Consider the following 17,777-nt stretch of genomic DNA (forward strand, 5'->3'; position numbering starts at 1 on the left):
AGCCAGAATTGTTGCTCCCCGTTAGTGTAACTTATACTGATAGCCTGCGTTTATCAACTCACTAGAAACAATTGGCCGGTCAACGGCCGGCTAATTTTAATTACCATGTTACACTTACTAAATATAAAACAACGAGCTATGGAAAATCACACTGGAAACACCAGCAGCAACCGTATGATGACGGGTATGTTCAGAGACAGAGAGAGTGCAGAGCGTGCGTACAATGCCTTACACAGCCGCGGTTACTCTAAAGACGATGTAAACGTAATTATGAGCGATGACGCCCGCAAGCGTCACTTCTCAGATAGCCATAACAATGACACAGACCTAGGCGACAAAGCGCTTGAAGGCGCTGGCGCTGGTTCTGCCATTGGTGGTACTTTAGGAGCCATTGTGGGCGCTATTGCCGCCATTGGTACTTCTGTAGCCCTGCCAGGTTTAGGTCTGGTAATTGCTGGTCCGTTGGCCGCTGGTTTAGCGGGTGCTGGTGCCGGTGGGTTGACAGGTGGTTTGCTGGGAGCCTTAGTGGGTTCTGGTATTCCTGAAGACCGCGCCAAAGTATATGAGTCTGGCGTAAAAGAAGGCAACATTGTGATGGGGGTAACTCCACGCTCTGCCGAAGACGCTGACTACTTTGAGAACGAGTGGCGCACCAACCGTGGTGAGCACATCTACAGATAGTAGACGTCCTCCCTTCTATTAAAAAGAAATCCCCGGCACCTCTTTTGGTGCCGGGGATTTCTTTTTAAAGATGATTTACTAAGTCCTATTGGACTTCAAGCCTAATGGGCATGGTAAACCGCACCGGCACGGCGTTCCCGTTTTGGTAGCCAGGTTTCCAGCGAGGCATTTTCTTCACCACTCGCATCACTTCTTCCTCAGTGCCGTAGCCAAGGCCTTTGAGGATGGCAAGATCGGTGATGTCGCCGGTAGGGCTTACCACAAAGCTAATCACCACAGTGCCTTCTATGCCACTTCTTTGGGCAGCTGGTGGGTAACGCAGGTTTTTACTCACAAACTTCATTAGGGCCGGCATGCCGCCTTCAAACTCAGGCATTTTCTCTACAGACAGAAAGATTTCTGGCTTCTCTGCGGCAGGGACGTCTGGTGTGGTTCCCAATCCTCCTTCTACCCCACCTTCCACGGGCAGTTCATTTGCAACAGCCTCCCCGTTTCCTTCACTGGTGGCCAGGGAAGCAGTGGCCTGTTTCAAATCTTCCTGGGTAGGAATGTCTTCCTGGGATTGATTGGTTTGTTCCACTACTTTATAGGTGGTGTGTTGGACAGTGGGCCCGGCGGGCGGCGGCGGCGCTACGGCTGGCTCTTGGGGCAACTTCAGCTCAGCAAGCTTTACATCTGTGATTTTTATTGTCCCTAGGTTTGGTTTTACAATAGGAATAGGCAATTCTGCTTTGCCGGTTACTTTACTCACCAAGGCCGGAAAGGTGAATAGAAACACAAACAAGCCAACGGCATAAAAACTGGCCAGGGTTAAATGCTTGGGATACATTTTGCGCAGCGCGTACGCACCATAGGCTTTGTTTCTTCCTTCAAAGACCATGTCGTTTAAGGTTTCTGGGGTGTTGTGGTTGGTTTCCATGGCAGTTTGTGTGTTTGGTATATCCCTTAGATGCAGCAAACCCTATATTTCCATACGCGGCTGTAATAAATTTTCCAAAGAACCTACTTATCAGACAAAGGGTCAGGGATTTGACGAGCGTGGCAGATTTTAGAACAATCTTGAGCGAACCGTTGTTAAAATAGAGAAACCGGCAAAAGCGTTGAACCAGGCGGCCCTGAGGGTGGGCAAATAAGCCCTTACGCACACACCTTTTCCTGGTGAGTATCCGTTAAAGAGAAATATGGCCGCCCCTAGAAACAGGCACTACTTTTGCATATATTTACTGACTTTATCACTGTAATATGCTTTCATTGAAAACAAAACTGGTTGCTTACGGTACCGCTGCCTCAGTGGTATTCGGGATTGCCTCCTATAAACTTCTGGAGAAGGAAGGCCCTACCGCCAGTCAGAAGAACGAGGTGCTGGCCAAGGTACTGATGCAGGGGCTTTCTTCTGCCCACTACTCGCCGGAGCGCCTGGACGACGACCTTTCCAAAAAAGCCTTCGCGCTCTACCTGGAGCGACTGGACTATAATAAAAAGTTCTTGCTTAAATCTGACGTGGACCAACTGGCCAAGTACCAGACCCAGCTGGATGATGAGATCAAGAACGGCTCCTTCAAATTCTTTGACCTTTCCATGGCACTCCTGAACAAGCGCCTGAAAGAAGCCGAGGGCTATTATAAAGAGATCTTGGACAAGCCCTTTGACTTTACCAAGGACGAGTCTATTGAAGTGAAGCCAGACAAGATCAAGTTTGCCACCTCACAGGCGGCTCTCAAGGAAGAATGGCGCAAGTACCTCAAGTACCAGGCCCTCATTAGAGTAGCCGATGCCATAGACAGCCAGCAGAAGGCAGACACGGTAGGAAACCAGGAAGCGAAGAAAACTCCGGCCGAGATGGAAGCCGAAGCCCGCAAGAAGATCAAGGAAAGCTATGATGACCTCTTCAAGCGCATGAGCCAGCTGGAGAACGAAGACTGGCGTTCTACTTACTTCAATGCGTTCGCCAACGTTTTTGACCCACACACAGAATACTTCGCTCCTAAGGAGAAAGAAGACTTTGACATTGAGTTTTCTGGCACCCTGGAAGGCATTGGCGCCGTGTTAACCGAAAAAGACGGCTACATACGCGTCTCTGAAATAACTCCTGGCAGCCCGTCTTACATGCAAGGTGAGCTGAAAGCCGGTGACATGATTTTGAAGGTAGCCCAAGGCAGCAAAGAGCCAGTAGACGTGCAGGGCATGCGCCTGGACAAAGCCGTGACCTTGATACGGGGTAAGAAAGGCACTGAGGTGCGGCTTACCGTTAAAAAAGTAGACGGCACCTTGAAAAACATTTCTATCATTAGAGACGTGGTGGTGCGCGAAGAAGGCTTTGCCAAGTCATTGCTCATCAACGGCCCTAAGCCCATCGGGTATATTCAACTGCCTGCCTTCTACGCTGACTTTAACGGCACAGGTGGCCGCAACAGCGGTGACGACGTAGCCACAGAGATTGAGAAACTGAAGGAAGAAAACGCCCAGGGAATCATTCTTGATTTGCGCAACAACGGCGGTGGTTCACTGCAAGACGTAGTAGACATGGTAGGCTTGTTCATCAAGTCGGGGCCGGTGGTGCAGGTGAAATCTGCCACGGGAGCGCCCGCCGTACTGGAAGACCGTGACCCGCAGCTTCAGTTCACCGGACCTCTGGTGGTATTGGTAAATGAGAACAGTGCCTCTGCCTCTGAGATCATGGCTGCGGCCATTCAGGATTACAAGCGCGGAGTGATTGTGGGGAGTTCTACCTATGGCAAAGGAACCGTTCAGCAGTTCTTCAACCTGGACCAGGTGCTACCTGCCACTTTTAACGCCGTAAAACCGTTGGGCCACGTGAAACTCACTACCCAGAAATATTACCGGGTTAGCGGAGGCACCACCCAAATGCGCGGGGTCACGCCAGACATCATCTTACCAGATACCTACACGTACTTGAAATACGGTGAGAAAGAGCAAGAGCACGCGTTGCCGTTTGATGAGATTCCGGCAGCCAAATTCTCTGCCTGGCAGAGTCCTTCCCTGCCCATGGACAAGCTGAAAAACGCGTCCAAGGCCAGAGTTTCCAACAGTGCCACGTTCTCTTTGATCAATCAAAGCGCCCTGCGCCTGAAAGAAAGATCTGAGTCTACCCTGCGTTCGCTTAAATTGACCACCTACATGGCAGAAGAAAAGAAAAACCAGGCCGAGGCCAAGAAACTGGAAGAAGCCCGCAAGAGCATTCCTCAGCTGGACGTAGCCACCTTGAAAGCCGATGTGAAGAAACTGGCCGCTGACACTTCTGCCTCTGCCCGTTTCAGTGCGTTCACGCGCAACGCCAAGAAAGACCTGTACATTCAGGAAGCAGTAGCCATCTTAAAAGATGAGTTATAAGCAGTAGAACCTGAGTCAGCCTCTCACCAAAACGCCACCTCTGCCAGACAGAGGTGGCGTTTTTTGCTTATTTCCGGCAAAACAAGCTAAAAACGGCTAGGCTTTCATTTTGTCAAACGCCTGCGCCAGGTCCTTGATCAGGTAGTCTGCCTCTTCCAGACCAATGTAGAACCTGATGAGGTTGTGCGGCAGGTTAGACCGATAATTGCCTTCTCTATAAGAGGCCACCGTAGGATAAATAAGGGATTCATGCCCACCCCAGGACGCCGCCATCAAAAAGTGCTGCAAGCTGTCACAGAAGCGTTCAATCTCCGGCACATCCTCTGAGGTTAGTTGAATGGTGAACTGCCCGGTATTGTTGCGCATTTGTTTTTTAGCCAGTTCATACTGCGGATGGCTGGGCAGGAACGGCCAGTAGATTTTGGCAACCTCGGGGCGCTGCTCCAGAAAGGCTATCACCTGCCGCGTGGTTTGGGCAATGCGCTCCATGCGCACCGGTAAGGTTCTGAGGCCCCTAATCAGCAACCAGGCATCATGTGGCGAAAGTACAGCACCCAAGGTCATGTATTCGCGCTCAAAGATGTGGTTGATTTTCTCACTAGACCCGCAGATGACACCGCCCATGGTATCACTGTGACCGCTTATGTATTTGGTAGCCGCATGTACTACCAGGTCCACGCCCAAGGTAGCCGGGTTCTGGTAAAGCGGACTAGAGAAGCTATTGTCAATGATGGTACAAATGTTCTTTTCTTTGGCAATGGCGGTGATGGCGGCTATGTCCTGTAGCTCAAAAGTGAAGGAATTGGGACTCTCCAGGTAGTACAGAACGGTGTTCTCTTTGGTGGCTAGCCGGTAATTCTCCGCCACCGTTCCATCTATCATAGTCACCTCCACCCCAAACCGAGGCAGAAACTTATTCATGAGTGCATTGGCCCAGGTGTATGGCTTGTTCACGCACACGATATGGTCACCGGCCTTCACTTGGGACAGCACGGCGGCAGACACCGCTGCAATGCCGCTGCCAAGCGCAATGGCGTGCTCCGTGCCCTCCAGGGCGGCCATCTTCTTTTCCAGAATGTCTACGGTGGGGTTGTTGCCTCTGGAGTAAAAGTCTACCTCTGCTTCATGCTGCAAGGCATACCTGAAATCTTCTACCGTGGGGCAGGCAAAATTACTGGACTGAATGATGGGAGGTGCCACCGCGTTAAAGTACGCCGCGCGGTCTTCGCCCAGCTCATTCAATATATAAGAGAGGTCCATGGCCAAAGAATTTGGTTCTGCTCTTTTTACTCAAGCGCCTCCTGTAAGGTTCATAAAACACAAAAGGCCTGCCGAATAGGCAAGCCTTTTGTGTTTACTCAAAGAGGTATGACTAGAATTTCATTCTCAGGCTGGCTTCTACCTGCGGGTCTGGCTCATAGCCGTTTTTCTCCTGGGTCAGGTCATAGGAAGTTAACAGGGAGAACCGGTCTGCTAGTTTTACCCCTGCATTCAAGCTCCAGGGCGCCTGCTCAAATTCATATCTGCTTCCGTTGCGGTAGGTGGCGCCTACAGAAATCATCTTCACGTTGGCCAGTACATTGTATTGCTGGGCCAGCTTTCCGCCGTTCAAGGGCTTGTCCAGAAAAAGCGAGGGAGTGATGTTTACGTCCTGGGTTAAGGTGAATTTATAACCCGCCGTCAGGTACAGTTCGCGTTCATCATGCACCTCAGAGGCACCGGTCAGGTTGAAGGTGGGTTCCAGCAGATTGGCAAAGGTGGCCCCGGCGAAGAAATCCTGCACGTTCAGCCAAAGGCCCATGTTTACGTCTGGCCTTAAGTCATTGTCATGGCCCACCATGGGTTTAACGGCGTAGATTCTGGAGAATTCAGCCAAGTCTACATTCAGGTACTTGCCAGACAGCTCTGCGCCAATGCCCAGTCCGCTCTCTGGTCCTAGTTTAAATCGTTTGGTATAGCTTAATCCCAATTTGCCCAGCCAGTAGGGACCAAACTGATCATACAAGGCTACCACGCCTACTCCGTTGCGGGTGGTGTCTCCTACGGCACCATGATAATAGGCCAAAACAGACAAGGGTGCCGTGGACGATTCGCCGCCCAGGGAGTTCAGGTGCGTGGTGATGCCCACTTCTTTTTTGCCCTCAGCCCCCGCGAAGGCAGGGTTCAGGAAAAAATAGTTTTGATGGTACAACCTGGGAATGAAGCTCTGGTGTCTTTGCGAGGAACTTTGCCCGTAAGCGGCTCCGGTCAATAGCAATAGGGAGAAGGCCAGTAATTGTTTCAGTTTCATGGATAGGGGAAGAGAGTTACGTTCTTAAAATTTGATATAAGATTAATTTACCCTCCAACCATATTAAAAGTTTTAAAGTTCAGACATGCTTCCTATTGCGTGAGTGCCGCTTTAACTATCAATATCCCAAGGCGGTGTCATCTCCCCTGGGGTCGGCGCCTCCTTGCAGTTTACCGTTGGGCAGACGCAGAATGGCTTCCACAGCGCCATATGCTCCTCTTTCCTGTAGTTGGTGCCCACGAGCTTTCAGGTTTTCTCTGACCTCTTGTGACAATGCCTTTGGCTCATGCTCAATTTTATCAGGGAGCCATTGATGGTGGAACCTGGGCGCGGCTACCGCTTCCTGCATGCTCATGCCGTGTTCTATTACATTGAGTACCGCCTGAAAAACCGAAGTGATGATGGTGGAACCGCCGGGCGTGCCCACTACCATGAACAACTGGCCGTTCTTCTCCAGAATGGTGGGCGTCATGGAGCTGAGCATGCGCTTGCCAGGTGCAATGGCGTTGGCCTCGCCGCCCACTAAGCCAAACATGTTGGGCACACCGGGCTTGGCACTGAAATCATCCATCTCATTGTTGAGCAAGAAGCCCGCGCCCTGCACTACTACTTTGGAACCGTAATTGCCGTTGAGCGTGGTAGTCACCGAAGCCGCGTTGCCCCACTGGTCTACAATAGAATAGTGCGTGGTCTGGTCGCTCTCCTTTGCCGGGGCACCTGCTTGAATCTGCGCCGAGGGGGTGGCTCTCTCTAAGGAAAAGGAAGCCATGCGCTGTCGCAGATAATCCTTATCCAGGAGACCTTTTACCGGCACTTTGTAGAAATCTGGATCACCCAAGTGGGTGGCGCGGTCTGCGTACACCCGGCGCTCTGCCTCAGCCATTACGTGCACCGTATTAGGTGCCTGCCAGCCCCACCCATTCAAATCATAAGGTTCTACCAGTTGCAGCAGCTGTACCAAGGCAATACCTCCGCTGGACGGGGGTGGCATGGAGAGAATGGTGTAGTCTTTGTACTTACCTTTTACCGGCGTGCGCCAGACAGAATGGTAGTCTTGCAAGTCTTGCTTAGAGATAAGCCCCTTCCCTTTTTGCATTTCCTGCACAATGAGCTCAGCCGTTTCGCCTTCGTAAAACCCGGCGCGCCCTCTGTCTCTGATGCGGGTTAGCGTACTGGCCAATTCTTTCAACGGCAGGGTGTCTCCTTTCTGCCATACGGTACTTTTTATCAGATGCGGCCGATAGTGATTGGATTTCTCCAGCAAAGACTTCGCGGAATTGAGGCCGTCGGCTTCCCGCTGTGACAATACCACGCCGCGGGTGGCCAGGTCAATGGCGGGTTGCACCACTTCGGCCCAGGATAGCTTGCCCAGTTTCTGATGCAGCGTAACCATGCCGTCTACCGTGCCCGGAACGCCCACAGCCAAGTGCCCCAACGTGCTGAGGTCTGATTGCATGTTGCCGGCGGCATCTAAGTACATGTCTCGTGAGGCGGCTTTGGGCGCTTTTTCCCTGTAGTCGAGAGCGCCTGCTTCGCCGTCGCTTTTGCGGTAAACCAGAAATCCGCCGCCGCCAATATTACCAGCCCTAGGGTAGGCCACGGCCAGCGCGAACTCCGTGGCGACGGCCGCGTCATAAGCGTTTCCGCCTTTCTGCAGAATGGACAAGCCTATTTTGGAGGCTTCGGGGTGGGCGCTTACCACCATTCCCCGGCTGGCTATAACTCCTGTAGAAGTCTGCGTACCTGTTTCCTGTTCTGCAGATCTACATCCCGTCCAGAGGCAAGTAGTGAACAAAAGAACAAATGCGGTTGTATATTTTTTCATAGATCCGTTTTTAGGCTATTTCCTTGAAAACAGGCTAAAAACGCCTGCTCCTTTGCTCTACACTTGAGGTACGTAAATAACAGAATATACCTGCATAAAAAAAGCCTGCCAGAAAGGTCTGGCAGGCTTTTGCTTTACTGTGTGTAAGAATTAGTTCTTGATCACGCGGGCCTGATACGTCTCAGAACCAGCTTGGATCTTGATCAGGTACAGACCGGCGGCAGATTTTTGCAACACGCGGCTCAACTCCTGGTTCAAGGCCTGCTCAGTGCCTGCCGTCTGCAATAATACCTCCCCGCGGGTGGTGTACAGAGTCAGGTTAACTTTAGACTGCTTGCTTACTTTAGCTGGCAACTGCAACGTGATCTTACCTACCGTTGGGTTAGGATAGACGCCAAACGTACCAGCAATGGCATCTCTGATACCCAGGGCACCGCTCAAAGCGAAACGGGCAGTAACCGGAAGGTGGTCAGAAGTTGTGGTGAGGTATCCAGAGATATAGTTTCTAGGATCTTCAATCACGATGGAGCTCTCAATGTATTCGTCTACCAACTCGTTAGAGATTACAATATGGTCTAAGAAGTTACCTCCAGAGACCGTTGGGTGAGAAGTGGCTCCTGCCTGGCTCAACTCATAGGTAAGAGTCTTGTAGTTGGCTACGTCGGTCACAATCGGGTTGAAGGTGCTTACGTAGTTGGCGCCTCTGGTTGACTTGGAAACGTCATCGTTGAAGTCACCTAGCAAAATCAGGTTCACGTTGCCGTAGTGGGCTTTCAAGGAATCTGACAATACCTGTACGTCTTTCAGTCTGTCTGTGTAGTCCCCAGACTCAGAACCTGCCTTAGTATGGACGTTCACAACGTATACGCGCTGGGTTTTACCATCTACGGTTACGTTGAAGATGCCCATGTACGGCAGACGACCCGAAGACCAGAAACCAGCGTCAATGCCTGTGTTGGTGGCACCGTCTACTGTTCTCTTGTACAGGTCTTCAAACATTACTCTAAAGCCAACTGGCGTCACAGTGGCGGTGTTGTACACAAAACCTACTTTCTGGGCCGGGAATGGCGTGGTGTTGTTGGATTGTCTTACAGAGAAGGAATACGCAGGAGAAATTCTCTTGGCATAGCCTGGCATGGCGGCCACTACTTTGTCCAACTCTGGCTCATCTACTACTTCCTGTACCGCAAAAATATCTGACTTAATAGTCTGCATTACTTTGGTAGCGTTCTCTACCTGTAAAGCGTCATTGGTTGGGCCGTACTCAAAGTTTGTGTCGCTCTTCATGTCTGTTGCGAAGAACTCCATGTTGAAGGTGGTCACCTCAAAAGTCTCAGACTTAAAGTAAGAACTACCTTCTACCATGATGGTTTTCACATCTAAGCCAGTGCCTGTGATGGCAATTGCGCCTTTCTGCAATACAACTTTGGTGGTGGGTGCATACACTATTGAGATTATCTGACCAGCGGCAGCGGCGGTTTCAGTAACTACTACGCTTTGCTCATACGTAGAACCAGAAGCTTTCACTTTGAAGCCAGCAGGAGCAGTCACGGTCACGTTTCCAGAACCAGCTGCTTTTAAGGTGAAGGTCTGTGGATCTGACATGGCACCTGGAGCAACCTCACCAAAGGACAGAAGCGAAGTAGGGATTTGGTAGAAAGAAGCTTTGTCTTCTACTTTAAAGTTGTCTACCGTCCATCTAGACGCAGCTTCAGCGGTAGAGGTGTACACAAACGCAACATATACGTTGGCATTCTTAGGCAGTTCAATTCCTTCGGCCACGGTCCAAACGCTGCTGTTAGAGGCCGGGAATACGTTAGGGATCTCGGTCCAGGTGGCGGCAGTTGGGTTGCCAGTGCCTGTATAATCCGTAGAGTACATCAGTTTCAGCTGGTTGCCGGCAAAGGCAGAGATAGAGGCAAACTGCAGCACTGGGTAGTTGGTGAAGCTGGCCAAGTCCATGGACGGCGAAATCAACCAGTCTTCGTTTACATTGTTACCGTTGGAATAACCGTTGATTTGAGCGGCTTTGTCCGGGGTTTCGTTGGTGCAACCAGACAAACAAGTCTGACCGAAGTTAGTGCTGGCCCAAACCTGAGCACCGCTAACGCTAAACTGGCTCCAGCCGCTGTTGGTCAGGAACGCAGCATCATTGAAGTTCTGTACATATGGATTAAAAGCCGAACCAGTCAAGGCTACGGTTACTTCCTGGCCACCGGTTGTATTGTGAGTGATGGACCCAGTGGCGGCACCAGCAGCAGAAGGTGCAAAACGCACATATACTTTTTCACCGGCCGTAATCTCTGCCTGGGTGAAGGTTAACGCGGTAGTGCCAAAGTTTCCTAGTTCAGCCGCCGCTCTCTTGGCAATCTGGAAAGGACCTGTTACGGCCACGGTCACATCACCTGTCAAGTTAGATGCAGAGAACTCATACGACTGCACGGCAGAAGTCTTGCCCTGAGACGTAGTGCCAAACGTAAGGCTAGAAACAGCCGTGGTAATCACCGGCGAAGCAGTAGAAGCCGTAGTGAAATTCCAGGTGGTGTTGTCTGTGATACCGGCAAATGCATTGCCTGCTATATCAGTAACAGCGTTGGCCGCAACCTGAATGGCGTAGTTCTTACCTGGCTGCAAAGCGGTAGCGCTGGTCAAGGTTACCGTAGAACCTTCTACGGCTGCCGTCAACGCTGAATTAGTGTTGTCTGAAAGATTGTACAAGGTAAAGGCACCCGCACCCAGTTTCACCGCTTCATTAAAAGTAATGGTCAAGTTGGTGGTGGTAGCAATTCCTGTAGCGTTGTCTGCCGGCATAAACGGCGTAGCGCCTAAAGAAGGGGCGGTTACGTCTGTGGCACCAGCTATAAAACTTACAGAAAAGTCATCAATGGCGTAGATACCATCATTTCCACCATCATTTGTATCTTTCCATCTTAGGTAAATAATCGCATCTGGAGCTAAAGTCTCTGTGATGGTTCCTGTAATGGCCGTTCTGTTAGCAGCCAAATTACCATTCACCGCGGCATTATCAACAGCGTCCGTTAGCTTTTCAACTAAATTAAGGCTTGCTAAAGTTTTCCAGATCCCGGTGGACAAGCTTGTTGCGTCCAGGCTGTATTCAAAAATTACCTCCTCATTTACAGTTGCAAGAGAGCCTGTTTTCCATTGCTCCATCATAGCCTCAATGGTAAGCCCAGATTTAGTGGCACCCGAAGTATTTTTAAAAGCAATTCCAAAAGCTGGCACAGTGGAACCAGAAGCTAGAACGCCTAAGGCTCTGTCTGCGGCACTAGCAGCCCCAACACTATAGATTGCCCCTGAATTACCACTGCCATCATTCACTACTGGAGAAAGCGATTGGTTGATAGTTCCAGAACCAGCAAGACGTAATGCCTCCCACCCCGCAGGAAGCGTAGTACCCATTCCTTCAAAGTTCTGGGTATAGCTCGCAGAAGATAAGTTTACTTGCGCCTGTGCATCATTACCGCTCCCGAGCCAAAGGCCAGCCACTAGAAGCAGACTAAGTTTGTGTAAAGGTTTCACCATAGAAATTAAGTTTTGAAAAGGAGTTTAGTTAGTAGGAAGTAAGGCCCTCAATCGCCTTATATACAGCAGAATGAGGATTTGCTCATGTTAAACAAAAGTAGCCATTTGGATTGGACTGCATGTTATGATTGAGTTATTTTTTTCTTCTGTACCAAGGGCTCATCAATTCCTTTCTTCTCCTTCCATTTCTCGCCACCAAACGCAAAAAATGGACCTCCTACCTAAGACGCTTTCATGCATATTCTACCGCCTGAAATAAATTCTAAATTATTTTGTAAAACATTGTAATTCAACAACTTAAACACGCCACATAAGCTACTTAAATGCAACTCACGCAAGGTGTTTTTTGTTGATAAAACATGAAGAAGGTAGTAGACGAGAACGTGATTCCGCTCTTCCAGGAAGAGCAAAAGCAAGACGAGGGAGCCTGGCGGAAATCCATTCCGGCGCAGGTCTTTCTCAACTATTTTTTTGCCATTAATTACCATATCCACCATAGTTCAGAAGAGGCAGGCGTCAAGCACCTGGCGTTTTTCAGGGCCCATACCGCAGACTTGACAGAAACCGACCAGCAGGCGCTTACCAAGATTCTGCACAACTGCTGGAGCACGGAGTATGCCTTGCGCGCCACCGCCGAATTAGGCGATGAGACCTATTTGCGCAATGCCCTGCACTGGACGTTTCCGCAGGCGTATTATTCTGTCTTTGCCGGGCTGCAGGCGTTTCTGTACACGCTGGGTGTTAAGACCAACCATGACGCGGTTTTGAGAAGGGAAGCAGGCCGGCTGGTGGTGAAGAATGCCTATCCCAGGGCTGTCGGGTTTTATGCCGCGGGGGCGTACAATGACTTTAGCGTGCATAGGCTTCCGCTGGCGGGCTATAAACCAGGTCTGCAGATTGCGGGCAAGGAGATTGAGGCCCAGGCCCAGATTGGTCAGTTCCTGCGCACTACGCGCAAGTTGGTGGCCACGGGCATCCGGTCGCAGATTCAAGGCAATCCTGCTACGGCCATTAGAAGTGCCAAGACCGGCTTGGTCTTAGACAAGTGGAGTGCCCAACACTGGCAGCAGATTACCTGGCGCATGGGCTACACCACGTTGTTTGATTTGTTGAGCCGCCTGCGCATTTCTTCCAGCCAGAAGGAGATTGATCGCTTTGTGGAAGCCGCCATTGACTTTAAGCTCTTCCATGAGTCTCTGCTGTCTATTGTGAGCTACCTCAACGGCGTACATGAAAGCTACGTGGCCAAGGCATTGGGTTTGGAGGCGTACCAGAAACTGGTGGCTGATCTGCCGGAGCATTTGCGCAACAGCTTTGTAGAAAACCGGTTCAAAACGCAAGTACAACCGCTGTTTACAGAAGATACGTCTACCCCTATGGCGGTTGCGGCGTAAGCTTCTTTCTTTTAAAGGTTGAGATAATATTCTGTTCATATGCCGTTTTTGGGCTGTTTTCTAGAAAACAGCCCAAAAACGGCATATGTCTTTTACTAGCGTCTTTACTGAGAAGCTAGGCTGCCTATTTGTATCTGACTGGCGCCAGCTTCCTCCAGGGCTTTGATCATGCAGTCTTTTATTTGGCTCAAGCGTTCTTCATGGCCTTCAAACAGGGTGAGCACTTCTTGAGACACCGAGTTGGGATCTGCCTCTCGCTGCATGTTTCCTGCCTGCTCAATGGTGAAGCACATGGCCTTGATTTTTTCGCCCTTCATTTTCACCTGGTCGGTCTTGAACTTGATTAGGTCCTGAAGCAGGTAATCTTTCACAAATGCCTGTTCCTCCATGTCGGTGTCTGCCAGTCTAAGCACTTCTTTGTAACTCCGCTCGTGCAGAAATTCCTGAAGCGTGGGCTGTAGGGCTGCGCGTACTTCGGGGTCGCTTATCTGGTGCGCATAGATTAAAATATTGAAAAGCCACCGTAGGGTGCCGTCGTTTTCCTCAAAGATCAAGGTCAGTTCGCATTTCATAGGTTGGGTAGGAATGTGTACAGGCTATAACGTGATTTGGCTTTGAAGGATTGGTTTATGCTGGAAAGTAAGGGTTTCGTTTCAAGGTTCATGGTTGTTATTGGTGTTCTCTTTTCTATAGCCAGGATATTACTTCCGTGACTTGCAGTTACACCTTAGTGCACTTCCGTTGGCTATTCCCTTGGTAATGCCTTCTGATGTGGTGCGAATGACCAACCTTGTTTCATCTTCTCTGGTAAGCGGTCACGGCCGCGGGGCCCCGTCCTTTCCCTTCGCGCTGCTGTTGTTTGTGGGACTTTGTCCCTGCCGCCGCTGGCCGCGGCGCACAAACACCAGAGGCGCTCAGGACCAGGACTGGCTTGGGTTCCAGTCCTGCTTTCGTTGGATGGTTGGTTGGCTTGTTGCTGGTAATTGCGGTTCCTGTCGATGCAGAGTCATGCGTGCTGCGCACGGTTACCTTATCTGTTATCTTTTGCTTGGATTGATTGGTCCAGCATCCGATGATTTGATACAGGGCTAGATATTACTCCGCATGCCTTAATTAATTGCAGATCCCCCTTGAGGGGGGCGAAGGGGGGTGTTTACGTCTGTAGACGATAAGGATCCCTCCTGATTTGAGTGGGTCTGGGGGTTGGAAAATAATGCGTTCTAGAGCTAATCAAGGTCTGATCCTATCTCACCAGCCGAATCCATCCCTTCGACTTGAACTCTCGTTTTTGACCAATTTTCTGGAAAACAGGCCAAAAACGAGCATGCCTTTAGGATGCCATGCTACAGATTGTCTTCTCCTAGCTGGGGTATTTCTGATGGGATTCTGCCCGGGTCTGCAAATAATTTCCGAAATTCGCGGGTTGAATTATAGAATCCACTGAATTAGACGTTTCCATGCAATTAAGCGAACAGGAACTACGCCGGCGCCATGAGCGCGAAGAGCTCCAGAAGATGGGCATAAACCCCTACCCTTCCGAACTTTTTGAAGTAAATGCCACGGCCAAGGATATAAAAGAGAAGTACAATCCAGAAGAAAACAACTTCCAGGAAGTAACGCTGGCCGGTCGCCTCATGAGCCGCCGCGTGATGGGCAAGGCGTCTTTCGCCGAACTCATGGACAGCTCGGGCCGCATCCAGATCTATGTATCCAGAGATGACATCGCGCCCGGCGAGAACAAGGACCTGTACAACACGGTGTTCAAGAAGATGCTGGACATTGGCGACTTCATTGGCATCAAAGGCTATGTATTCAAGACCCAAGTTGGTGAAACGTCTGTGCACGTAACTGAACTGACTTTACTTGCCAAGTCCTTGAAACCACTTCCTATTGTGAAGCGTGAGGTAGACGAAAACGGCGTAGAGCATGTATACGATGCCTTCTCTGATCCAGAATTACGCTACCGTCAGCGCTACGTGGACTTGGTAGTAAACCCGCACGTGAAAGAGGCCTTCATCAAGCGCACCAAGCTGGTGAACACCATGCGCGAGTATTTGAACGAGCGTGGGTATCTGGAAGTGGAAACCCCTATCCTGCAGCCTTTGTACGGTGGTGCCGCGGCCCGTCCGTTCAAGACGCACCACAACACCTTGGACATGACCTTGTATCTGCGTATTGCCAATGAGCTGTACCTGAAGCGTCTGATTGTGGGTGGCTTTGACGGCGTGTATGAGTTCTCTAAGGACTTCAGAAACGAAGGCATGTCCCGTTTCCATAATCCCGAGTTCACGCAGGTGGAGTTGTACGTAGCCTACAAAGACTACTACTGGATGATGGACCTGGTAGAAGAGATGGTAGAGAAAGTAGCCTTGGCGCTGCACGGCACCACTGAGGTGCAGGTAGGTGAGAACATCATCAACTTCGCGCGTCCTTGGAAACGCTTCACCATGTTTGAAGCCATTGAGCACTTCACCAAGATTGACATTTCTGAAATGGATGAGCCGCAATTACGTGAGACTGCAGCCAGCCTAGGCATCAAACTAGACCCGAACATCGGGAAAGGAAAGATCATTGACGAGATCTTCGGGGAGAAATGTGAGGCGCAGCTGATTCAGCCAACCTTCATCACCGACTACCCTGTAGAGATGAGCCCATTGGCCAAGAAGCACCGCAGCAAAGAAGGTTTGGTAGAACGTTTTGAAGCCATTTGCAACGGCAAAGAAATCTGCAACGCCTTCTCTGAGCTCAACGACCCGATTGACCAGCGCGCCCGCTTTGAGGAGCAGCTGGAACTAGGCAAGCGTGGTGACACAGAGGCCATGGTCTTGGACGAAGACTTCTTGCGTGCCCTGGAGTACGGCATGCCGCCAACCGCCGGTTTGGGTATTGGCATTGACCGCCTGAGCATGATCATGACCAACTCGCATTCTATCCAGGACGTGTTGTTCTTCCCGCAAATGAAGCCAGAGAACAATTCTTAATGTGCTAATTTTTTAATGTGCTGATGTGCTAATGTTTATCAGTTTATATAAAACAGAAAGGCCGCTCTTCAACAAGAGCGGCCTTTCTGTTTTTGGCGTATTTCTCAGGAAACAGCCCAAAAACGGAAAGTCTATAAAAGCGAAAAGCCTTCCCCGTTTGGGAAGGCTTTTCATATTGGTTAAATATCGTAAGGTTACTTTTGGATGTGACTTTCGTCTTGTTCCCTAAGCGCTTCTTGTATCCCTTAAAAACAATTCCTAAATCGGACTCTACTTCTAAGTTTCAACAAAAAGTGACTTGCTCAGTTCTACTTCATCGCTTTCACTTTATCTATTTAACCAATCATATCTACCTTCTTTAACGGCCTTAGCACCCCTTAGGTTACAGAACCGCCAAAGAATTTGAGATTAGGAAGCGGTATTGGCTCCTCCACCGGTGGTTTTGGCTCCTTTAGAAGGGGCTTTGGCACCAGAAGGGGTAGCTTCGCCGGCTGCCTCAATGTTGCCGCCGGTTGGGTTGTTGGCCAAATGCGACGTAGCATTGGTGTTGGAACCAGTGTTGGTCACGTCTGCATCGCCAGAGCCGCCTTTCACTTTGTTCAACAAAGAACCAGCGCCAGCGCTCATAGACTGCAGTTGTTCCATACCCGCCTGTAGCTTAGACTCCAGGTCTTTGCCCAACTTAGAGGCTGATTTTTTCAGGTTACCGCGAGTGGCTTCACCTGTTTCAGGGGCCATTAAGATACCAGCAATGACACCGGCACTAGCGCCTGCCAACATAGCCAGAAGGATTTTTCCGTTATTGTCTTTTTTCATGGTTTTACGTTTAAGTACTTGTTATTCTGATAAAAGGCCCTGCCCTTAGACACTGCCTTTCAGACTTAACGGGAATACGCGCTTTTGGTTATATAGGCTATTCCCATTGTTTGTGGCTTAGGCTTGGTCAGAGGTTCTTCCGGTGTTGGCGTCTGCTCCCACAGACATGGCATTGTCTTGGTTGGCGTTGTTAAGCATGCTGGCCAGGCCAGAGAATTTCTCCATGTACACGGCTACCTGGCCATTGAAGCTTTCCGCCACCTGACCGGCCATTTTCATGAGTCCGTCTCTTGAGTCTTTACCAGTGCCTGGTGCCATTAACAAACCGGCTACTACGCCAGCCGCTGCCCCTGCCGCAGCGGCAATTAAAATTTTTGTGCTATCGTTTTTCATAATCGTATGGAAAGAAGTATTGTGACATGTATTTTTCAGCCGAGGCTTCTTTACGCCAAAACGCTGAAGTGGTTTGCAATCATATGGAAAGTCGTAAATATATTACAACTTATATATTTAGTTTTTTACGTATTTATACGAGAACAGGTTAGCGTTTTTGGTCTGTTTTCTGAAAATTAGCCCAAAAACGGTTATCTAGCCGTAACAAGTACGCATGCCTATTAAAGGCGTGCACCACCACCAACTCCTTACCCTATGAAAAAGAGCATTTTGAATCTACTCCCAATGGCGGCAATCTTCATTGCGGCAGGCTGCCAGCAGACGCCAGACAGCACCTGCATTGACCCCGCCAAAATAAGAACAGACATGGCCTGTACCATGCAGTATGACCCTGTGTGCGGCTGCGACGGCAAAACCTACGGAAACGCCTGCACCGCTACTAACGCCGGCGTTACCTCATTTACCAAAGGCGAATGTGCCACCAAGGAAAACGCCCAATAAGC

13 protein-coding genes are annotated in these 17,777 nt (G+C 50.1%); 5 read left to right on the top strand and 8 right to left on the bottom strand.

From position 1 onward, the window contains the following. The first annotated feature begins 138 nt into the window (after positions 1-138). Entirely contained in the window at positions 139-681 is a 543-nt protein-coding gene (locus GU926_RS07015; protein ID WP_160690361.1) for a hypothetical protein, read from the top strand. A gap of 85 nt (positions 682-766) precedes the next feature. On the opposite strand, the gene GU926_RS07020 is transcribed toward GU926_RS07015, so the two are convergent. Continuing rightward, a complete protein-coding gene (locus GU926_RS07020; protein ID WP_160690363.1) occupies positions 767-1,600 on the bottom strand; it encodes an energy transducer TonB in 834 nt (277 codons plus the stop codon). Positions 1,601-1,923: 323 nt separating this feature from the next. On the opposite strand from GU926_RS07020, the gene GU926_RS07025 reads away from it, so the two are divergent. Next, positions 1,924-4,032, top strand: a complete 2,109-nt coding sequence (locus tag GU926_RS07025) for a carboxy terminal-processing peptidase (RefSeq protein ID WP_160690365.1) — start codon at positions 1,924-1,926, stop codon at positions 4,030-4,032. Between the two features lie 96 nt (positions 4,033-4,128). Here GU926_RS07025 and GU926_RS07030 read toward each other — a convergent pair whose 3' ends face one another. The 4 genes from GU926_RS07030 to GU926_RS07045 all read right to left on the bottom strand — a co-directional run bounded on the left by GU926_RS07030 (position 4,129) and on the right by GU926_RS07045 (position 11,690). Beyond that, complete coding sequence (locus GU926_RS07030; RefSeq protein ID WP_160690367.1) at positions 4,129-5,292, bottom strand: trans-sulfuration enzyme family protein; 1,164 nt, start codon at positions 5,290-5,292, stop codon at positions 4,129-4,131. A 112-nt stretch (positions 5,293-5,404) separates the two neighbouring features. After that, positions 5,405-6,322 (bottom strand): PorP/SprF family type IX secretion system membrane protein, encoded by a 918-nt coding sequence (locus GU926_RS07035; RefSeq protein ID WP_160690369.1) that lies wholly within the window; start codon positions 6,320-6,322, stop codon positions 5,405-5,407. Between the two features lie 118 nt (positions 6,323-6,440). Then, positions 6,441-8,147, bottom strand: coding sequence for a gamma-glutamyltransferase (gene ggt / locus GU926_RS07040; protein ID WP_394350777.1), 1,707 nt, complete (start codon positions 8,145-8,147; stop codon positions 6,441-6,443). A gap of 150 nt (positions 8,148-8,297) precedes the next feature. Then, positions 8,298-11,690, bottom strand: a complete 3,393-nt coding sequence (locus GU926_RS07045; RefSeq protein ID WP_160690371.1) for an Ig-like domain-containing protein — start codon at positions 11,688-11,690, stop codon at positions 8,298-8,300. Positions 11,691-12,049: 359 nt separating this feature from the next. Here GU926_RS07045 and GU926_RS07050 point away from each other — a divergent pair, with 359 nt between their 5' ends. Further along, a complete protein-coding gene (locus GU926_RS07050; RefSeq protein ID WP_160690373.1) occupies positions 12,050-13,084 on the top strand; it encodes a hypothetical protein in 1,035 nt (344 codons plus the stop codon). A 104-nt stretch (positions 13,085-13,188) separates the two neighbouring features. On the opposite strand, the gene GU926_RS07055 is transcribed toward GU926_RS07050, so the two are convergent. Next, a complete protein-coding gene (locus GU926_RS07055; RefSeq protein WP_160690375.1) occupies positions 13,189-13,656 on the bottom strand; it encodes a hypothetical protein in 468 nt (155 codons plus the stop codon). A gap of 885 nt (positions 13,657-14,541) precedes the next feature. Here GU926_RS07055 and lysS point away from each other — a divergent pair. Then, positions 14,542-16,065, top strand: a complete 1,524-nt coding sequence (lysS, locus tag GU926_RS07060) for a lysine--tRNA ligase (RefSeq protein ID WP_160690377.1) — start codon at positions 14,542-14,544, stop codon at positions 16,063-16,065. Positions 16,066-16,473: 408 nt separating this feature from the next. Here the strand turns inward: lysS and GU926_RS07065 are convergent, their stop codons facing one another. Both GU926_RS07065 and GU926_RS07070 read right to left on the bottom strand, forming a co-directional pair. Further along, positions 16,474-16,881 carry a YtxH domain-containing protein gene (locus GU926_RS07065; protein WP_160690379.1) on the bottom strand — a complete coding sequence of 136 codons (408 nt, stop codon included), beginning with the start codon at positions 16,879-16,881 and terminating at the stop codon, positions 16,474-16,476. 117 nt (positions 16,882-16,998) lie between these two features. Then, positions 16,999-17,274: a YtxH domain-containing protein gene (locus tag GU926_RS07070; protein WP_160690381.1), complete on the bottom strand. Its 276-nt coding sequence runs from the start codon at positions 17,272-17,274 to the stop codon at positions 16,999-17,001. Between the two features lie 255 nt (positions 17,275-17,529). On the opposite strand from GU926_RS07070, the gene GU926_RS07075 reads away from it, so the two are divergent. After that, entirely contained in the window at positions 17,530-17,775 is a 246-nt protein-coding gene (locus GU926_RS07075) for a Kazal-type serine protease inhibitor domain-containing protein (protein WP_160690383.1), read from the top strand. Positions 17,776-17,777 lie beyond the last annotated feature (2 nt).

Origin of the sequence: Nibribacter ruber (genome assembly GCF_009913235.1) — a bacterium.
GTDB lineage: Bacteria > Bacteroidota > Bacteroidia > Cytophagales > Hymenobacteraceae > Nibribacter > Nibribacter ruber.

Coding starts and splice junctions, on each gene's coding strand:
- GU926_RS07045 (WP_160690371.1), bottom strand. CDS start 11,690: ATGGTGAAACCTTTACACAAACTTAGTCTGCTTCTAGTGGCTGGCCTT.
- GU926_RS07065 (WP_160690379.1), bottom strand. CDS start 16,881: ATGAAAAAAGACAATAACGGAAAAATCCTTCTGGCTATGTTGGCAGGC.
- GU926_RS07025 (WP_160690365.1), top strand. CDS start 1,924: ATGCTTTCATTGAAAACAAAACTGGTTGCTTACGGTACCGCTGCCTCA.
- GU926_RS07050 (WP_160690373.1), top strand. CDS start 12,050: ATGAAGAAGGTAGTAGACGAGAACGTGATTCCGCTCTTCCAGGAAGAG.
- GU926_RS07030 (WP_160690367.1), bottom strand. CDS start 5,292: ATGGACCTCTCTTATATATTGAATGAGCTGGGCGAAGACCGCGCGGCG.
- GU926_RS07075 (WP_160690383.1), top strand. CDS start 17,530: ATGAAAAAGAGCATTTTGAATCTACTCCCAATGGCGGCAATCTTCATT.
- GU926_RS07035 (WP_160690369.1), bottom strand. CDS start 6,322: ATGAAACTGAAACAATTACTGGCCTTCTCCCTATTGCTATTGACCGGA.
- ggt (WP_394350777.1), bottom strand. CDS start 8,147: ATGAAAAAATATACAACCGCATTTGTTCTTTTGTTCACTACTTGCCTC.
- GU926_RS07015 (WP_160690361.1), top strand. CDS start 139: ATGGAAAATCACACTGGAAACACCAGCAGCAACCGTATGATGACGGGT.
- GU926_RS07070 (WP_160690381.1), bottom strand. CDS start 17,274: ATGAAAAACGATAGCACAAAAATTTTAATTGCCGCTGCGGCAGGGGCA.
- GU926_RS07055 (WP_160690375.1), bottom strand. CDS start 13,656: ATGAAATGCGAACTGACCTTGATCTTTGAGGAAAACGACGGCACCCTA.
- GU926_RS07020 (WP_160690363.1), bottom strand. CDS start 1,600: ATGGAAACCAACCACAACACCCCAGAAACCTTAAACGACATGGTCTTT.
- lysS (WP_160690377.1), top strand. CDS start 14,542: ATGCAATTAAGCGAACAGGAACTACGCCGGCGCCATGAGCGCGAAGAG.